The sequence below is a fragment of the Oceanobacillus saliphilus genome (assembly GCF_023522835.1).
Lineage (GTDB): Bacteria > Bacillota > Bacilli > Bacillales > Amphibacillaceae > Oceanobacillus > Oceanobacillus saliphilus.
In genome coordinates this window covers 651,199-670,331 of record NZ_JALCZU010000001.1, presented here as the reverse complement: position 1 = coordinate 670,331, position 19,133 = coordinate 651,199, and the positions used below count along the sequence as shown (strand labels likewise).

Below are 19,133 nucleotides of genomic sequence, written 5' to 3'. Positions count from 1 at the left end.
GTATTAAGGGTTGTTTGATAACGATCGGCAAGTAAAATAGTTTAACTCCATCTACAAAAGAGTAGATTGTATTACTTATAAAATACGATTTACTCTTTTTTTATTAAATTATTGTAAAAAAACAAACTTTCTCCATTAACCTATTGAACCACACGCAACGTGTTGTTTTATACTAAAGAAAATGAAGAGGGGTGAGGGAATGTATACGATTGGGAAATTGTCAAAGAACACAGGTGTAACAGTCAGAACATTAGATTATTATGATGAAATTGGTTTGATTAAACCTTCATCAAAAACGAGTGGAGGGCATCGGTTATATAGCGAAGATGATGTGATGCGGTTAGAACGTGTTTTAGCATTAAAATATATGGGGTTCTCACTGGAACAAATTAAAGATATATTGGAAAATTCCACATCGAACTGGCTGGAGTCTATCCAGCAACAATTAGAGCTGGTTAAACGGGAACAAGAACGTTTAAAAATGTTAGAACAAGCACTTCTCGGCGTTTCGTATTCCATTGAATTTGAAGGGGAAATCAATTGGCCAATTATTTTCAGTATGATTAAGTTGTATCAACAAGATCCGGGAGATGTTTTAGAGAAATATAAAGAATATCTTAACGAAGATGAAATGAAGAAGATTGTAGACATGAGTGTTGAAAATATGAGTGAGGAAGACATCCAGGCATGGTTAAGGGTTGTTGGTGATATTAGAAATAACCTACACCTTGATCCTAACTCAGAAAAGGCAGAGCAACTCGTGCTAAGCTGGGCAGACCAAGCAGATAAAATGTTTGGAAATGATGAAGAATTACTTGGAAATATGTGGGAAGCTCTGCAAAACTTACAGGAAGGTATTGCTTTTTATCCAATGAATAAAGATGTGATTGATTTTATCAAATGTGTCGCTCTTGCAAAGGGAGGTCAAACGCATGACTCTTGATGTAAAGTCTGTAACAAAAGTATTTACTGGTCGTAGGAACAGCAAGATGGTTGCGAATGATAACATTTCCCTTCGTATTCAAGAAGGTGAAATATTTGGGCTTCTCGGGCAGAATGGAGCTGGGAAAACGACGTTAGTGAACCAAATATTAGGCTTAATAACCCCTGATTGTGGGGATATTACGTTGTTAGGCGAATCGGTACTCGGGTCACCTGCTCGAGCTCGCTCGATTTGTTCCGTGCAGCCGCAGTCCCAAGTACCATTAGGTTTTCTTACCCCGAAGCAGGCTGTAACACTAATGGGGAAAATGCGTGCAGGGAAAAAGTTTGATCCGAAGCGGGTCGAGATGCTTTTTGAGGAATTAGATATGGGGGAGTGGGCAAATAAAGAAGGTGAGAAATTATCGGGTGGTGCTAAGCGACTAACCGCTTTTTGTATGGCAGTAATTGCCCCTGGGAAATTAGTGATATTGGATGAACCTACAAACGATGTTGATCCAGTTCGCCGGCGTTATCTATGGCAGGTAATACGTAATCTAACTAATGATGGTACTTCGGTTATTTTAGTGACGCATAATGTGCTAGAAGCGGAAAAGGCGGTTGATCGTGTGGCAATCATCCATAAGGGGAAAATTCTCAAGCAGGGGACGCCTTCCGAAGTAAAAAGCTCTGTAAGTAACCAAATGCGTATGGAGCTAAGTTTAGCTAGTGAGTCAGAGCTTGAGCTTCCTAACTGGGCGCTTTCCTCCCATAAGAATGGTTCTCGATTCATTTTCGCTATGAATCCCAAAGATGTATCGCAAACGATAGAATGGGCAAAGGGGCATGTGGATACCGGTTTGATTATGGACTATTCTCTGTCGCCAACTACGATTGAGGATGCTTATATTGAATTAACGTCTAAAAAGGCGGTGGGATTATAATGAATTTACTAAGCCATTACAAATATGTCTTTCAAATGCAATTTCTTAGAAACGCAGGCTTTTTCGTATTTATGATTCTTATTCAAATATTGATATCGATCGGAATTGTTATCGGCTTTACCTATCTCATCCCAGATCCAGATGCGACAACCATTCTATTCTTAGCAACAGGAGCCCCAACCATCATTCTGATTTTTACCGGGTTAGTCATTTTGCCGCAACAGGTTGGCACTGCAAAAACAGATGGATATATGGAATTTATGCGTACATGGCCAGTTAATCGTGGTGTCATTCTTGGAGCAGATACAACCATATGGCTGATTATCACGATGCCTGGTATTATCATCTCCTCTGTTATCGCACATTTTATGTTTAATCCTGGATACGACATCTCTTGGACGATAGTCCCAGCTTTACTGATGATAGCCTTAACTTCAATTGGTGTTGGATACGGATTTTCCTATCTCTTATCACCAACAACATCACTTGCTATTTCTCAAATCGTTGTATTCGGAGCACTTATGTTTTCACCGGTAAATTTTCCAATGGAGAGACTGCCAGAATGGCTGCAAACACTTCACGAAGTACTGCCAATTTACTCGATGGCAGAAGTTATGCGGGCATCCCTTGCTGCTTCTACCTTTGAGGCGACGGCAGGGAATTATATTACCTTATTGATATGGTGTGTGTTGGGGTATGGTGGAGCTATTTTTATTTTAAATAAGAAGTAATAGGTTTTATGGATTTTATCACAGGGACAGGTGCCTGTCCCTGTGTCCCCATATAATCGCTTGGCGAAAATGAATTTTTAAAGAAGGAATTTATGGTAATTACTTATTTCCATATGACCCCATCTCCAAACAAAAATGTATACGCACAATTCTATTAAGTATAGAATAGGACAGATAGTATTCTGTTATGGTAAGGGTGTTAAATATGTTAAAAGCATATGCTTGGTTAACATTTTGTGTAGTGATGTGGGGAAGTAATTTTGTGTTTGGAAAGATGTTAGTTCAGGATTTTTCCCCAGCTCTGTTAACGATGCTCAGACTTTTGTTTATTGTCCTATTTTTAATTGGATTATCTTTATATAAAAAGCACTTTAGACGAGTTAAAAAATCAGATTTACTCGCAATTTCCTTTCTAGGGATTATTGGTGTTTTTATAAACCAATGGTCTTTTTTTGTGGGATTACAAACAGCTGATCCAACAACATCTGCATTGATTTTGGCAACTGCCCCAATTTTAACGAGCATATTAGCGGCCATTTTTCTAAAAGAAAAATTGACGATTCGCATGTTGTTAGGGTCTATTGTGGCAATAACAGGTATTTATTTCGTTGTAACAAACGGGAATTCCACTGCTTTTCATATCGATAAAGGGCTATTTTGGATTGTGATCACGATGATAACATTCGCAATTATGATTATCTTGACGAGGCATCTTTCTCATCGAATTGATCCACTTACCATTACGCTACATTCAAATGTCGTTGGCTTGATTGTGTCGGTTCCTTTTGCTTTTTTATTGGACAATCCATTACAAATAAGCACTAAAGTTTCGGATTGGTCCTTTCTAATTGGAACTGCTATTGTTGTACACGGTATTGCAACATTAATTTGGAACAACAATATTAGGCATGTTGATGCTTCAAAAGCTTCCATATTATCTAATTTAGAACCTTTTGTAGCAATGGTAATGGGATTGATATTGCTAAACAAACTAATAACTGGGGCAGAAATTTTAGGGTCACTATTGATAGTGGGTGGCGTAGTGTTTTCTACATATCAACGGAAGAAGTTAATTAGCCGAGCGAATTAAGAAGACAGATAGTCATCAACTTAGGTTCTCTTATTTATAGTTAAAAATAAAAAGAACTGTAACCAACCTCTAATTTCAGTGGGGAATAAACCTCATAACCAGGTCCACTCCCAGTTTTCTTAGTGAGAAATGAGACTCGTCACTATCTAACTTGTAACCGTTGATCGTTTCATGAAAATTAAACCTACGATACTTATGAATATAAGCATAAGTAATGTATACAACGTGCTCCATAAAAGAGAAGGATAAGGTAGTCCTGGAACAATTAGATAGCTTCCTTCTACTAAATTGGCGAAGGAAAGTGCCAATATCCCTTTTTGATTAAACATGACTAAATATTTATGGAAATAATCACTAATATAGAAATATAGTGCAGGTTCAAAAAAACTGATTAGAAATAGAGTTACAATACTAAAAATAGCGCTCTTAGTCATTAAAGAAACCACAAAGGCTAATTGGCCCCAAAAGAAGCAAAAAATACTGACAGCAAAATATTGATAGATGATTTGTAGGCTAAACATCGTTCCCGGTGCACCGATAAAAAGGTGAACCAACAAGCCTAAAATGGTTGTTATTGCTGTTAAAGTAAAGCTTGCTATTAAAATAAAGCTAGATTTGTAAATGTAGGACTGAACACGTGAATAGGAATTTAATAAATGATGAAAGGTATTCCACGAATGTTCTTGATGGCTTAAAAAAGCTCCCAATACAATGATTGGAACAGCTCCGAATACGGTTAATGATAATAGAAAAACGGAGCTAATGTATGTAGGTATCCGTAGTTCTGCATATGGAAACGGATCAAAAACAATATAAATCATAAATATAAAGGAAAGTGCCAAACTAATTCTGAGAGTCAAATTATTCTTCATCTTTTTGGTTTCTGCTAACATCCATTTGTTGTTCATGTTACTAATCCCTTTCATTTATTTTAATTGCAACATCATGATCCCCGCTGTCCAAAACTAATTCTACGGTTCCTTCTTCTGAAGATGCAGAAAATGTGAGTGCTTCATTTCCTTTCATTTCTTTTGATAAAATTTCTTTTCCTTTTGAATCAGAGATTATAACTTTTATACCGCTAGAAGTAGAATTTTCTATTACGATGGTATTATCTTCCTGGAAGCGTGTTTGAAAAGCAATCGTCTTGCCCTTGAGCAGACTCCCCTCAATCGTCATATCAGCAACTAGCTCTGCACCTTCATCCATATAAGTAGTATTGGTCTGTAACCCGTCTGCCAGCATTGATGTTTCATCAGTAGAAAAAATATTGAAACCAATGAATATGATTGCGACCACTAATAAAAAATAATTAGCTTTTTCACCCTTATCTCCCCTATGTGTTAAAGTTTCTTTTTGTTAATAATAGATTCTTATAGTTATCTAAAAATACTGAAATATTAGTATTATCTTTTATAATGATAAAAGTACCCTATTTTGGCAATAGGTATTTAGAATTATAATTGAAGAAATAACAAGCTTAATTTTTGGTTGCTGAAGAAGTAGCAGACAACACCAAAGATGAGAAGAGAAAGTACAGAAATGATTTCTAGTGTAATAAAGATTTCCCATTGATAGGTAAGTAATAAATCCATAATCAATAACATTCCTGCAGTTGATAAATTACTTTTAGTAGATACCATATTTAGGAAAAAACAATTTTGATATCTCGAGTGACAAAAAATAGTATATCAGTTATGATAGTGAGAGTTTGCAACCGCTTTAAAATCAGAAAATTACATATTATATAGTTTTTCTATTTTTAATAATAGCGGTAGTAATTGATTTAGAATTATACATAATACAAGGGGGAAAACAAGATGAAAAATCATGCATGGAAGCTAGTAGTTTTGCTTCTAGCGTTGGTCGTTACACTATTCGCGTGTGCAAGTGAACCGGATTCCAGTGAAGAAGCGAATAACGCAGAAGCAGAAGGAAATGAAAGTGAAGAAGTAGGCGCTGCAGGAGGGGATCTAATTATTGCTACAGGATCAGATGCAACGATGTTAGACCCACATATTTCCAGTGATGTGCCTTCAGGTAATATTCAAATCAATATTTATGAAACATTGACAAAGTTTAACGACAATATGGAGCTTGAGCCACTTTTAGCTGAAAGCTGGGAAGCGGTAGAGGATAATGTTTGGGAGTTTAAGCTGAAAGAAGGCGTAACCTTCCATGACGGATCCGAATTTAATGCAGAAGTAGTAAAGTTGAATGTCGAACGAATTCTGGATGAGGATCTTGCCTCACCAAGAAGAGTACTTTTTGACCTTATCGAAGAGGTGGAAGTAATCGATGATTATACGGTACAAGTTGTAACGGAATTTCCATTTGCACCACTTCCCGCACACTTTGCCCATTATGCATCAAGTATTATTAGTCCAGAGGTGATTGAAGCGGACTATGAAGCTGTTGCTGCTGGAGATGACTATGGTTCCTATGTGAATGAAAATCCAATCGGAACTGGAATCTTTGAATACGATAACTGGAATCCAGGTACGGAGATTACATTAACAAGAAATGAAAATTACTGGGGTGACGGTGCAAAGGTTGATACTGTAACATTCAAAGTTGTGCCTGAAACATTAACTCGAGTTGCAGAAGTAGAAACTGGAGAAGCACATATTGTCGATCCATTAACAGCTACCAATATTGACCAATTAGAGGCAAGTACCGAAGCAAATGTTTACCAGCGAAACGGTGCTACAATCACATACCTAGGATACAATATGGATAAAGAACCATTTGATGATCCAAAAGTCCGAAGAGCTATTACAATGGCCCTAAATACGCAAGAAATGGTAGATGGAATTTTGGATGGAGCTGGTGAAGTAGCGGTAGGTCCAGTTAACGATACAAACTTTGGTTATAGTGATGAGATTGAAGCAATTGAATACGACGTGGAAGGTGCCAAGGAATTACTAGCAGAAGCTGGATATCCAGATGGTTTCTCAACAACAATTTGGACAAATGATTCCCAGGAACGTATGGACATCGCGATATATACACAATCTTTATTGGCTGAAATCGGGGTCGATGTAGCGATTGAGGTTGTGGAATGGGGAGCATATTTGGAAAGTACAGCTAATGGAGAGCATGATATGTTTATCCTTGGGCTCTCCCTTGGAACAGGTGATGCAGATTATCCAATGCATATGCTTTTCCATTCAGATAACGTAGGAACTACAGGAAACCGTACCTTTATGCGCGACGAACAGTTTGACCAAATGTTACATGAAGCTCGAATTGAACAGGATGAAGATGTTCGTTTGAACAAGTATGTTGAAGCAGCAAACTACTTGAATGAACAATCACCAATGGCATTCCTTTATCACCCAGATCGTATAATGGGTTATAGGGAAGAAGTAAAAGGCTTCTGGTCGGATGCTTCTGGACTGTATCAGTTGAAAGATGTAACGATTCAATAAACGAACGATGATTGGCTAATCACCCGGTATGCATTATTGGATACCGGGTGATGTTTTTATTTGAAGTAAAAATTACCCTCGATACGCCGCCAATCGTCTTGCTACATGTGCATAACAGCACCAGGGAGGAAGTGCTCACTCCCCTAATTCATCACCCACTTATCTTTCTTAAATAGGATTCTACCAATAATAAAAATGATAATAATACAAATCAGATTACTTCCAATCGTAATGAACACATGCTGGTAATCGACAACGCCGAAGAGCAATTCCTTTAAGAGACTAAACAAGTTTAAAATCGGAATGGCAAAATGCTCAAAGGCTAGTTCATTAATACCTACGGATGATAAGAACATGACAGGAAACATCGATAACATCATGACCGGTGTACTGTAGCTTTGGGCTTCTTTCACTGTTTTACCGATGATACTTGTAAGCATCAGCAATGAAGCACAAAACATTGCATATACAATCGAAATGGCTACAGCAATACCAATGATCATGCCTGCTTGATTATTAAATGAAACAGCTGCCTTTAAATGTTCGGTGAAAAACGCAATCTCTAGCGCAACAACAATCAATGTGATGATTCCTATAATCGAACCAATGGAAGTAATGGTTAACCACTTTGCAAAAAGCATGGTTGTGCGGTTGACAGGTGTCATCAGCAATGCTTCCATTGTTTTCTTCTCTTTTTCACCTGCAAATAAATCGGCTGCAGCGGGACTGGCCCCAATCCCAATCGCCAATGCCAAAATCAACGGAATTAACATGGCAAGCAAATTCACGTTTGGATTTTCTCCGGAAGATTCCTGCTGTTCAATCGTAAAGGGCTCAATGATGCTTGGATCTGTCCCTTGGGCAATTAGTCTTTCGGTAATAATGGTCTTCTCAAAGGAAGTAAGGATGTTTGTTACGATACCCATCAGCGTGGATGAGTTTTGGCTGAAGGAATCTCCAATAAGGGTTACAGACGCGTTTTCTCCATTTTCGATACGTGTGAAAAACGACGGAGATAGAAGAAGTGCTGCCTGTGCCTCCCCTTCTCTCACGATGGCTGCTGGATCATCGGCCTTCACGATTTCAATATTGGCATAATCAGTGAGTAAGCTTTCTTCTTCCACACTAATCGATGATTCGATTGCTAATGTGAAGGTTTGCCCTTCGTCCGTAGAAATCAAACTCTCATAAAAAATGGTTAAAACAGACATCATGATAATTGGCAAAAATACAGTCAGTAACAATGTTCTGCGGTCACGGAACGAATCTTTCATTTCTTTGATATAAATATTACGAAGCATAGTCTGTTTCTCCCCTCACTAGTTTACTCATGAAGATATAATTAAGATCATTGCTTTTTTCAGATTGATAGAGTTCCTCCAGATTGCCATGGTAAACAAGTTCTCCTTTATGCATCATTGCCACGGAATCACACAGCATCGAAACCTCTTCCATAATATGACTGGAAAATAGCATCGTTTTACCCTCTCGTTTCAGTTGGTGGATGAGCTCGCGAAATACATTGGAGGATGTGATATCCAGCCCTGTCGTCGGTTCGTCAAACAGGATAATATCCGGATTATGAATTAAAGTCCTAGAGATTGCTACCTTTTGCCGCATCCCCTTGGAAAACCCGCCAACTTTTCGATCCAGGTAATCACGCATGCCAAACATTTTTGCCAAATCATCAATCCGGACCTTTGTTTCATGTTTGCTCATGCCGTATAAAGTGGCAAAGAAGTCCAAATTCTCTCTTGCCGTTAGTCGATCATAAAGACCTGTCTCTCCTCCGAATAATACGCCAATCTTCTTTTTAATTGCATCTGGGTTTTTCACGGTGTCCATTCCATCCACCGTTATGTAACCTTCTGTTGGTGACAGCAGTGTTGCAATGGTCCTTAGCAGTGTTGTTTTTCCTGCGCCATTCTCCCCTAGGAGTCCAACTGTCTGGCCTTTTTCAATGCTGAAGGAAACATGCTTTAACGCCGTTATCGATACTTTTTTATCCTTAAATTTCTTGGTCACTTCCTGAATTTCAATCATTCGATTCACCCCATCTGTTTGATTCTGATTTCATTTTACAAGCAAAGCTGGACTATTTCTGCACTTATGTCGCGAAAATGCCTTTTCATGTCACAAAAACGACATTTCGTCATTTGTAAATGATATAATGAAACAAAAGCGGAAGCGCCGAGCTTGCTGTTACGGAAATAAAAATGGAAGTGAAACGAATGATAAAAATTGGACTTGTCGATGATCGGGTCATCGATTTGGAAAAATTAAATGGAATCGTTGCAAATCTACCAAATGTGGAAGTCATATTTTCCACCACATCGGCGGAGGAGGCATATGAGCAAATTAAAAAGGAATCCATTGATTTGCTGATTGCCGATATCGAGATGCCGTATTTATCCGGATATGAACTTGCAGATGTCATCCATTCCCATGCAATTAATATCGCGGTTATTTTTGTAACAGCAAATAGCGGTTATGCTGTGCATGCCTTTGAAATCCATGTACATGACTATATTATGAAGCCCTATCCGAAAGAACGGCTGGTAAAGTCGATTGAACGCCTGATCGAAAAATCAAAAAGCACGGATATTGCTGGAAGGCTCTATATTAAGCATAAAAGTAATATCCATATTATCCAGAAGAAAGATATCCTATTTATTGAACGAACCGGACGATCCACGACCATTCACACGAAATCTGGCCCGGTAAAGACATATCAGACATTAAATGAATTGGAGGGGGAATTACGGGAAAGAGACTTTCTGCGCTCCCATCGTTCCTTTATTATTAACATTCATTACGTCAATAACTTTTCACTCTATGCAAAAAACTCCTATATGGTCAGTTTTGATGGAATAGAGGAACAAGCGATGATAACAAAGGAAAAAGTGGATTTCCTGCAAATGAATTATTTTTAGAGGTGAAACAATCGTGAAACCGCCAGTATATTGGGGAGCTATCGTGCTGTTCGGAATTATCCATCTACAGGCACTGTTTTCGAATTTGCCCGTTGAAGTTCCCATCTATATTACCAGTTTGATAGTCTTTGGGCTCGTTTATGTGATACATAAAAAATTACTGCTTCCTATTTCTATATTAGGAACGTATTGGAATGGTTTATTCTTTGCAGTCCAGTGCCTGCTCGCTGCAATCTATCTGTTTGTGCCAACGTCGTGGGTTTATAGCGTGCCATTGATTCTTTTTATCTGGACGGAGGCAATCCATATTGCTTTCTCCTCCAAGCTGTTCGCTTCTGAAAAACAGATAAAGGAAATGGTGGAGGAACGGGATCAAATGAATGAGACATTTCGGACTGTCCGGGCACAGAGGCATGACTATTTAAAGCATGTTAGTGCGATTCATTTCATGCTCGAAAAAGGGGGAAATGCTGAAGCCAAAGCCTATTTGGATGAGATTGTCGATGAGTATGAAGAAACGAATTTGTCGATTAAAGGAGAGCGGGGCAGTATCGCAGCCATGCTTCACCAAATGTATAACCGTGCCAAATCGTCGGGAATATCAGCTGTCTACCATTTAGATCTGCCACTATCCACGCTGCCTTTATCGGATACGGATTTGGTTAATTTGGTTGGTAATCTGTTATCGAATAGTATCGATGCCTGTGAAGAATGGCAAAAGGAACGGAAGGAGCAGGCATCCCTTACCCTTCAGTTTTACAAACGGAGCGGATTATATCTATTAATCTGTAAAAATAGTACACTGCCAATCCCAAATGACATGCTGGATAGCTTATTTCATACGTATGGGAAAACAACGAAAGCGGGTCATCATGAAGGACTCGGTACCAAAATTATTCATGACACGGTAAAGGAATACAAGGGATTATTGGATTTCACCTATAGAGATCAGGAGTTTACGGTAAAAATAAAAATTCCTGCGATCCGATAGCGGGACAGGGGGACGGGGCACCATCAGCTCCGTCCCCCGCCACGTTAAAGCGATAGTGAAGTGGGAGACTGGCCCATGTACTACATAAATAGATTTTTCAAAGATAGTCTTATGCGTTTACAAATCCCTCTCAAAACATCTATACATCTACAATGCAATTCTTAAGAACCATACCTTTAGCCCCCTTTTTATTAAAAGCCCAATTCGTTCTTCCGATTTATTGCTTTCCACATTATACTTATTAAAGATACTAAATTTTTTATCAATTGCTAATTGGATGTATTAAGCGCTTTATTGTTAAATATTGGAAACATTTGATTTTATTCATATTAATCATTCTACTAGGGGGTTGTCAACTGGTGAATTCATTCTCGAATGTCCTTACATCTGGCAATTCATCCTGGCTCATTTCTGGTGGATTCTTCGTTTGTAAATGATGGAAGTGAATGATGTTCAATGTCTGAGAAAGTAGTGCTTACACAGTTTGATTTAAGGAGAGGTGTATAAAATGGATGAGACGCGTTCCATCTCGGTTACGGAAAAACTGCTTCCATATGAAGATTTTTCATATAAAAAAGATTTGTTACGAAAATACGCAGATCATATTGGAAAGTGTGACAAAAACTTTTTTTCGCTCATAAATAATATTTTCGTTGATGAAGGGGAAAAGGGAGAAATAGTGGATGAGATGATTCTGAAAACAAAACAATTAGAGGTTTGGAATACCAACCTACTGATGGATGTTAATTTTAGAATTGGTCAAGTAGTTAATAGATTCAATGATCAAGTAGATGAAATGAAACAACAGCGAATAACAATAACGCATGAAAATATTTTCCCTATTTAAGTAACAGGAAGAATTGCGAAAGGGAAAATTTCTTCCCCAGTGTGTTTTCTACCTTTTTCGACAGAATGAACGGGTTCATATGACGCTCACTTTTACATAAGTTTTAACAAACTTCACAAAGAACCCCTTCCGGATATAAACGAAGGGGTGATATATGACACGACTATGTTTAATAAATCTATTGATGGAAACAACTAAAAGTGCTAAACTATATTAGTTAGCACTGATTTATTTAAATTATAATAAACCTATCCAATTATATTATACTACATAACAAAGCCGTATGTCAATTAAAAAACTTGGCTGCTTACCAATCCTTTAGGTGACAGCCTTAGTTGCACGTATGCAACTGAGAAGGTTTATACGTTCTCAGTTGTCAAAAAAGAAACATTGGAGTGGATGGTAATGGGTGAACGTGTTGAGGAACAGCAGCGGGTCGATAAAATTATTAATGAGATTAACAACAAAGAAGAAAAATTATATAACCAGTCCAAGGGATTAAAAGAGAATGTGATTGAGCTTCGGAAAACGTTTTGGGATGATATCACAGTTAACGTGGATGAACCCGATGATATCATCGAGACGCAGGAAAGCATTAAGCAGCAAGCGGCACTTCTATCTGAAAAGGAACGTTTTCATGGAAAAATCGGAGAGAAGCTGAAAACACTGGATCGCCTTAAGAATTCCCCTTATTTTGGGCGGATTGATTTTATGGAGGATTTATACCCAGAGATAGAAGCTATTTACATCGGTATTTCCTCACTTATGGATAAGAATGATGAGGAATTTCTAGTTTATGACTGGCGTGCCCCTATTTCAAGTCTTTATTATGATTACTCCCCTGGAAAAGCGAGCTATAGAACCCACGAAACGACAATTACAGGTGAAATGACACTGAAGAGGCAGTTTATCATTAGGAATGGTCTTATTGAAGGGATGTTTGACACAGGGGTTACAATCGGCGATGAGATGCTGAAGCAGGCACTTGGTAATAATGCAAGTACGACGATGAAAAGCATTGTTGCTACAATACAAAAAGAGCAGAATCAGATTATTCGTAATGAACGCAGTAGTCTCCTTGTTGTGCAAGGTGTTGCCGGAAGTGGGAAAACCTCTGCGGCTCTGCAGCGAATTGCTTATTTAATGTACCGCTATCGCGAGGATTTGAATGTGGATAATGTGATGCTATTCTCGCCAAACCCGTTATTCAGCAGCTATATTTCGAATGTATTGCCAGAGCTTGGTGAGACGAATGTGAGACAAACGACTTTTCTGGATTTTATAAAGGAACGGATTGTTGGCAACTTTACAGTGGAGTCTCCATTTGAGCAAATGGAGTACGTTTTGACTGAAGAAAAAAGCAAGGACTATACAACACGGATGAAAAGCATGGATTATTTGGCCAGTCTGGCGTTTAAAGATAGGGTTGACCATTTTGTAGAAAGCATAAATGAAGCTGGTCTCCAGTTTAAACAGATTGCTTTTCGGGGGAAAACGATTGTTTCCAAGCAGCAGATTTATGATTATTTTTATGCGCTTGGTGAGGAAATTGCGATTCCAAACAAGTTGGAATTAGTTTCCAAATGGCTACTTGAGGAAATTCGGACACAGCAGAAGTTAGAATTGACGAAGGACTGGGTTATGGAACAGGTCGAATTGCTTGATAAGGAAGATTATACGAATGCCTATCACCAGTCTGAGGATCGAGAAGCGTGGACGACTGTACAGGATGAGGAAAAAATTCTGCGTTCAAACATGGTCAAGCGTGTTTTTGCACCATTGAAAAAACGTGTAAGGAATCTTGAATTTGTTCATATTCCTGCAACCTATCAAGCGCTGTTCACGGAATGGGATTCAGGAAATGCTCCACAGGATTGGCAGGAGATTTCTAAACACATTGCAGCACAGCTAAAGGAACGGTATTTGACATGGGAAAATGCAACACCGTATTTATATTTTCAAGGGCGCATTCTCGGGGATAATGCGGATCGTGCGGTTCGTCAGATGATTATCGATGAAGCACAAGATTATTCTGCATTCCAGTTTGCTTACATGAGACATATTTTCCCGTATACACGAATGACGTTACTTGGTGATATTAATCAGGCGATTTATACAAATACAACGAAGGAAAATCCACTCATGCCAACGGATAAGGAAGTAACACAAGAACGGATTACACTAACGAAAAGCTATCGCTCGACAAAACAGATTGTCGAGTTTACGAAGTATTTTGCCCCTGGAGGAGATATGATTGAGCCATTTAACCGGGAGGGGAGTAAGCCTGTACTTATTCATGATGATGATCTAACTGGAACATTGCTTCCATGTGTGGAGGAATTTATGAAAGAAGGCTATGAAACGACGGCCATCATTTGTAAAACACTTAGTGAGAGTGATGAAATAGCTGATATTCTTAAAGGGAAAGTGGCATTTAATCAAATAAATGAAGAAACCTATGCGTTTGAAAAAGGTCTCCTCATTCTTCCGGTATATTTAGCAAAGGGAATCGAATTTGACGCAGTTATAATTCCTAACGTTTCCGGAACGCACTATGGCAAGGAAGCGGACAGAACGCTTTTCTATACGGCATGTACAAGAGCAATGCATGCGCTGACGATGATATCTCCCGGAGAGCCGTGCAGATTTATTGAGGAAGCGGCTAGAGAAACGTATGAGGTGAAATAAAAAGTATTTTTGCCAAGTACGATGGAAATGGGAAAATAGGGTCCGTCCCCCAAGGCTTTCGTTCTTCAAAAAAGCTGGGGACGGAGCTTTTAGCTTTTGGAGAGATTTTTTTCCGATGAAATTCGTTTCTTAGCTGAATTTGTCTCTGGAGTAACCGGTTGGTGGATTGCTGCTTTTCCTAGGCCATATAAAGGCATATTGACATAAATCGCTTCATAATTTCCTTTTTCTACTTGATAGGTTTCATGATAAACACCGACAGCATCATTGCCCCTCACCTGTTTATTAAAATTCTTCCATGCTTGTAAATGCTTTTCTGATTTGGCATAGGAAAGAACATCATCCACAGAACGCCAATACTGAATCATCACGGTCGTTCGAAGGCCAAAGTAAGTTTCCGTCGATAGGAAGCCAAGATCTTCTTTATTCTCATAAAGTTCTCGGATCATTGGCGGCATTGCCATTATGACGGGCAGCCACTTGCTGATTGCGCGTCGTTTATTAATCCTCATGCCAATTAAAAATACAACCATATCCTTGTCATTATCTGTCGTATGTCTCCCTTGAAAAACAAACTTCCCCATCGTTCTTCCCCTCCAATTATTGATTTAATTTGCTGCTTGTATCGTCACACCAATCCATCGCAGCCTGTGTCACTCGTTTTCCGTAGTCCAACGTAAACAGCCAGTACGGTGCATCCTCCAGACCCTCACCATTAGCCAGGATTCCATTTTCAATAGAGGTATACGTGTTCAGCCTTCCTTCCAGCTTCTCTTTGTAGGCTGTCAGATGGTTAAGGGTGCTTTCTTTGCTCTGTCTTCCGCTGAAAAACAGTTTTAACAAAAGCTCATTTTTCTCTTGATGCAATGCCTCTATCGGTTCCTGCAGCCACGCGTGAAGCTCACTTTCTCCTTTTTCCGTTAAGCGGTATTCCTTTTTATCCGGTTTTCCATCCTGAAACGTGTCTTCTACAGTAGCTAACCTCTCTTCAACGAGCTGTTTTAATGTTGGGTAAATCTGGCCATAGCTGATTTTCCAAAAGTGAGTTAAGCTCTGGTCCATCATCTGCTTAATCGAATATCCAGTCCGACAGCCGGCGGTAATTACGCCCATAATAGCGTATTTCGTATGACTATTCTTCATCTGCATCACCTATCATTATGATATATATCTTTTGGATATATTATACATGAAAAATTTACAATTTATAGAGGGAATACAATAAAAAAGGAAAAATTTACATTTTGTTAACACAAAAAATAAGCTGCATTCCTCAAGGGAAGCCGCTTATTTTTCGATTGTCTATTTCGATTCTCGGGGAGTCTCCAGTCTGTTCAGCAATCTATCCAATTCTTGAGAAATCTTGATGATGCGGTCATAGCTTTCATTATTTTTGTATGCCTCGTACATCTTATTTCTCAACTGCTCAACTTGGACCTCTAATGATTTACGAGGAGCCATGTTTACCATTCACCTTATTTCTATCAATATAATAGTATACATATAACCATTATCCTTGATAAATAAACAATAATTGAAAAAAGCTTCATCATTGTGGTTAAGGTTGTCACCCGAAAGGTTTGTTGGCAACAAGGTTTCTACTACTTAATGTAAATAATATAATATCTAGTTTTAGGGAGTAACAGGAGCGTAGGAACATAAAAAAATTGGCTTACCGATATTTGATAAGCCAATTCCTGAAAAAACGATATTATTTTGATAATGCGAGTTTTATATGAGCCAAGTGATGCTCTTCATGCCAAGCTAATTTTGCAATCTTTGTAGAAACTGTTATTTTACCGTTTATCTGGTGAGTAAAGATGCGATTTAATTGTTCTTCAGTTAAGCTATTTCCTAAAGATACGATGCGCTCATTTATGCCTTCCAGTATTTTAATAGAACTTTCTATAGGAAGCTTTGTATCTGGTTGAACAGCCCATTTTTCTTGATCGAAATTTGGTACTGTTGGATTCTCATCTGTTAAAGCTAATTTCAAACGTTGAAACATATTCAACTGAGAATCTGCAATGTGATGAACAAGCCCGCGAACTGTCCAACTACCGTCACGATAAGTTTTGCTTAATTCCTCATTACTTAATGAGTCGACCGTTTCTCTTAATCGAATCGTGTACGTTTCGATTTGCTTTAACCATTCTTGGATATTTTCAAGTGTTACCTTTTCCGGTACTTGTAATTTGCCAATTGGGTATCTTACATCCATTTTCAATCCCTCTTTCCCTATGATATTATATTTCGACATTAACCTATAATTTACTAATTTACTTAGTTCTTGTAAACCTTTTAACGTAGTACAGAACTACTTGGACCTGTTTGTACTATAAGGTTAACCAGAACTTATTCTTTTTTGAACACACGATGATGTTTATTTTACATAGTCTTCAAAATCTTCCTCTTCTATAGGTCCGTCTGGTTCATCCTCGACATAGGCTGGTGGATTAGGAGGTGCTGAAGCATTATTGCTAACACTAATCTCTACTGTATGAGTCAATGGTACAAATTCATTAAATTTACCCATGCCAATCACTGTCCCCTTTACTTCCGGGGAATAGACATACTTAACAATATATTTAATATCCGCACCTTTTGATTGATATTGATCGAAAAATAACCTTGGCAATTCACCTTCTAATTGTCCACGAAAATCGCCTAAATACGGCTTCCCTAGCGAATAAGTAACTGTAACATTCTGATCATCTTTTTCCGTTAATTTTGTACCTGCCTCAACAGATTGTGAAATAAGTCTTCCGTAAGAAACATCTGCGTGGAATACCTGTTTCACTGTCACGTCTAAATCAGGGTAACCAGTAGCAGCTTCCTCCGCAGTCAGTTCCCCAAAATTTGGAACTACTGTCGCTTTACCTACAGATACTACAACTTCCATCTTGTCTCTTTTTGCGATTTTTCCATCTGCTGTTTCACTTTGACTAATAATATATCCCGCTTCGATACTGTCAGAGTCCGCCTCTTCATACGTCATCTCAATTTCATTGGTTTCTGCCCACTTTTCGACTTCTTCCTTGGCATTGCCGGTAAATTCAGGTATCGTGATATTCCTTTCGAAGACTTCTTTCCCTTTTGAATAATAGACGGCAGCACTGTGTTTACGTTGGTATTCTGATTCATTAATTCCACTATCCCTGATAGTAATCTTAATAAATGCACCTTCTTCAATATCATCACTATACTCTGTGACCATCTGCAGGTTTTCTAACTTGTTTTCACCAATCCAATTCTCTGCTTCTACTCGACTCATTTCTGAAAAATTCGCAAGTGGAATAATCTCTTCTGGGTCAGCACCTAAACTGCTTATCAATTGGAGCGTTTTCCCTTTTCTGATTTTGTCTCCAGCAGATACACTTTGTGAAATAATCTGATTTGCATCGTGTTCCATATGATAATCTTGTACTAATTCAACCTCTACATCATTTTCTTGCGCCCAAGCCCGAGCTTCTGCAACAGGCTGTCCCACAAAATCTTCAACCTTCACATGGACAAGCATATAGTAAATGAAGAAAATCAACATACAAGCTAAGATAGCTCCTGAAATAATCAGCCATAGCTGACGTCGCTTTTTCCTTCGATACTCCGGATCAATCTCTACTTCTTCTTCCGTATCCCGTTGTCGGCTGTTTCTAGAAAAGGAAGACTGTGGATGATGCGGGATATCACGCTCTGGTACTGTTTCTTCCCGTTCCGCAGCAGAAGCTTGTTCTTCCAACTTTTGCTGCGGTTCTGTTTCTTCTTGATTCTCCGTTTTCTTATCTTTCCCATCTTTTATTTTTTTGTCTTCTTGTTCATTCAACAGGTCCTCGTACTTGTCTTTATTAAATTTTGATAAAAAATCACTCATGGGAAGACAGTACACCCTTCTTCAAAAGGAAAGCCTGATCAGACTGCAAAGCAATCTCATTGGAGTGTGTTACCACAATGACACATTTCCCGTGTTCATGTGCCAATTTCTTAAAGATATTAATGATTTCCTGCTCCATCTCTTCATCAAGGTTTCCTGTCGGCTCATCGGCAAGAATTAATTCCACATTGGTTGCTAGCGCGCGGGCAATAGCCACGCGCTGCTGCTCTCCCCCAGAAAGCTTATTAACAGGTCGATCTGCTTTGTTTTTTACAATCCCGATGTAATCTAGTAAATTATAAGCTACTGTCATTGCATCATCCGGAATTTCATTTTCCGTAATCGACATTGGAATCAGTACATTTTCCACAGCTGTAAAGGTCGGGATTAAATTATAGCTTTGAAAAATAATCCCGACATGATTACGGCGAAATTTTTCATAGCCAATTTTCTTAATATCTTCCTCGTTAAATAAAACGGTTCCACTATGCGGCGAATCCAAGGCACTAAGTAATGATAACAAGGTGGTTTTCCCTGAACCGGACTGCCCTAAAATCGTATAAAACTTACCCTTCTCAAAAGAGACAGATGTATCTTTTAAAATATAACGACGCTCCTCGCCATCTTGATAATAATAATTTAAATCTTTCGCTTCTAATATCATCATCTCACCTCTCTATTTGTAC

19 protein-coding genes are annotated in these 19,133 nt (G+C 38.5%); 9 read left to right on the top strand and 10 right to left on the bottom strand.

Annotated elements, in window-relative coordinates; genetic code table 11:
• Positions 1 to 199: 199 nt before the first annotated feature.
• From MN204_RS02915 to MN204_RS02900, 4 genes are all read left to right on the top strand, one after another.
• On the top strand, positions 200 to 943 hold the full coding sequence (locus MN204_RS02915) for a MerR family transcriptional regulator (protein WP_249869565.1): 744 nt from the start codon (positions 200 to 202) through the stop codon (positions 941 to 943).
• Positions 933 to 1,865 carry an ABC transporter ATP-binding protein gene (locus MN204_RS02910; protein ID WP_249869564.1) on the top strand — a complete coding sequence of 311 codons (933 nt, stop codon included), beginning with the start codon at positions 933 to 935 and terminating at the stop codon, positions 1,863 to 1,865. Before MN204_RS02915 ends, MN204_RS02910 begins: the two co-directional genes overlap by 11 nt.
• Positions 1,865 to 2,596, top strand: coding sequence for an ABC transporter permease (locus MN204_RS02905; protein WP_249869563.1), 732 nt, complete (start codon positions 1,865 to 1,867; stop codon positions 2,594 to 2,596). Before MN204_RS02910 ends, MN204_RS02905 begins: the two co-directional genes overlap by 1 nt.
• A 205-nt stretch (positions 2,597 to 2,801) precedes the next feature.
• The gene (locus tag MN204_RS02900; protein ID WP_249869562.1) at positions 2,802 to 3,686 is read left to right on the top strand and encodes a DMT family transporter; all 885 of its coding nucleotides are present in this window, start codon (positions 2,802 to 2,804) and stop codon (positions 3,684 to 3,686) included.
• A gap of 146 nt (positions 3,687 to 3,832) precedes the next feature.
• On the opposite strand, the gene MN204_RS02895 is transcribed toward MN204_RS02900, so the two are convergent.
• Positions 3,833 to 4,594, bottom strand: a complete 762-nt coding sequence (locus MN204_RS02895) for a hypothetical protein (protein WP_249869561.1) — start codon at positions 4,592 to 4,594, stop codon at positions 3,833 to 3,835.
• Between the two features lie 4 nt (positions 4,595 to 4,598).
• Entirely contained in the window at positions 4,599 to 4,931 is a 333-nt protein-coding gene (locus MN204_RS02890) for a hypothetical protein (RefSeq protein ID WP_249869560.1), read from the bottom strand.
• Positions 4,932 to 5,506: 575 nt separating this feature from the next.
• Between MN204_RS02890 and MN204_RS02885 the strand changes: the two genes are divergently transcribed.
• On the top strand, positions 5,507 to 7,117 hold the full coding sequence (locus MN204_RS02885; protein WP_249869559.1) for a glutathione ABC transporter substrate-binding protein: 1,611 nt from the start codon (positions 5,507 to 5,509) through the stop codon (positions 7,115 to 7,117).
• 143 nt (positions 7,118 to 7,260) lie between these two features.
• Here MN204_RS02885 and MN204_RS02880 read toward each other — a convergent pair whose 3' ends face one another.
• Together MN204_RS02880 and MN204_RS02875 are read right to left on the bottom strand one after the other, a co-directional pair.
• The gene (locus MN204_RS02880) at positions 7,261 to 8,418 is read right to left on the bottom strand and encodes an ABC transporter permease (protein WP_249869558.1); all 1,158 of its coding nucleotides are present in this window, start codon (positions 8,416 to 8,418) and stop codon (positions 7,261 to 7,263) included.
• Positions 8,408 to 9,160 (bottom strand): ABC transporter ATP-binding protein, encoded by a 753-nt coding sequence (locus tag MN204_RS02875; RefSeq protein ID WP_249869557.1) that lies wholly within the window; start codon positions 9,158 to 9,160, stop codon positions 8,408 to 8,410. The genes MN204_RS02880 and MN204_RS02875 overlap by 11 nt, the downstream gene beginning before the upstream one ends.
• Before the next feature lie 188 nt (positions 9,161 to 9,348).
• On the opposite strand from MN204_RS02875, the gene MN204_RS02870 reads away from it, so the two are divergent.
• The 4 genes from MN204_RS02870 to helD all read left to right on the top strand — a co-directional run bounded on the left by MN204_RS02870 (position 9,349) and on the right by helD (position 14,576).
• Entirely contained in the window at positions 9,349 to 10,050 is a 702-nt protein-coding gene (locus MN204_RS02870) for a LytR/AlgR family response regulator transcription factor (protein WP_249869556.1), read from the top strand.
• A 13-nt stretch (positions 10,051 to 10,063) separates the two neighbouring features.
• Positions 10,064 to 11,041, top strand: a complete 978-nt coding sequence (locus MN204_RS02865; protein WP_249869555.1) for a sensor histidine kinase — start codon at positions 10,064 to 10,066, stop codon at positions 11,039 to 11,041.
• A gap of 508 nt (positions 11,042 to 11,549) precedes the next feature.
• Positions 11,550 to 11,888 (top strand): hypothetical protein, encoded by a 339-nt coding sequence (locus tag MN204_RS02860; protein WP_249869554.1) that lies wholly within the window; start codon positions 11,550 to 11,552, stop codon positions 11,886 to 11,888.
• A gap of 405 nt (positions 11,889 to 12,293) precedes the next feature.
• The gene (gene helD / locus MN204_RS02855) at positions 12,294 to 14,576 is read left to right on the top strand and encodes an RNA polymerase recycling motor HelD (RefSeq protein WP_249869553.1); all 2,283 of its coding nucleotides are present in this window, start codon (positions 12,294 to 12,296) and stop codon (positions 14,574 to 14,576) included.
• A gap of 89 nt (positions 14,577 to 14,665) precedes the next feature.
• Here helD and MN204_RS02850 read toward each other — a convergent pair whose 3' ends face one another.
• From MN204_RS02850 to MN204_RS02825, 6 genes are all read right to left on the bottom strand, one after another.
• Positions 14,666 to 15,160, bottom strand: a complete 495-nt coding sequence (locus MN204_RS02850) for a DUF4188 domain-containing protein (protein ID WP_249869552.1) — start codon at positions 15,158 to 15,160, stop codon at positions 14,666 to 14,668.
• 16 nt (positions 15,161 to 15,176) lie between these two features.
• On the bottom strand, positions 15,177 to 15,719 hold the full coding sequence (locus tag MN204_RS02845) for a PadR family transcriptional regulator (RefSeq protein ID WP_249869551.1): 543 nt from the start codon (positions 15,717 to 15,719) through the stop codon (positions 15,177 to 15,179).
• A 159-nt stretch (positions 15,720 to 15,878) separates the two neighbouring features.
• On the bottom strand, positions 15,879 to 16,037 hold the full coding sequence (locus MN204_RS02840) for an aspartyl-phosphate phosphatase Spo0E family protein (protein ID WP_249869550.1): 159 nt from the start codon (positions 16,035 to 16,037) through the stop codon (positions 15,879 to 15,881).
• A gap of 250 nt (positions 16,038 to 16,287) precedes the next feature.
• Positions 16,288 to 16,797: a YfiT family bacillithiol transferase gene (locus MN204_RS02835; protein WP_249869549.1), complete on the bottom strand. Its 510-nt coding sequence runs from the start codon at positions 16,795 to 16,797 to the stop codon at positions 16,288 to 16,290.
• 162 nt (positions 16,798 to 16,959) lie between these two features.
• Positions 16,960 to 18,447, bottom strand: coding sequence for a PASTA domain-containing protein (locus MN204_RS02830; protein ID WP_249869548.1), 1,488 nt, complete (start codon positions 18,445 to 18,447; stop codon positions 16,960 to 16,962).
• Complete coding sequence (locus tag MN204_RS02825) at positions 18,440 to 19,111, bottom strand: ABC transporter ATP-binding protein (RefSeq protein ID WP_249869547.1); 672 nt, start codon at positions 19,109 to 19,111, stop codon at positions 18,440 to 18,442. The genes MN204_RS02830 and MN204_RS02825 overlap by 8 nt, the downstream gene beginning before the upstream one ends.
• Positions 19,112 to 19,133 lie beyond the last annotated feature (22 nt).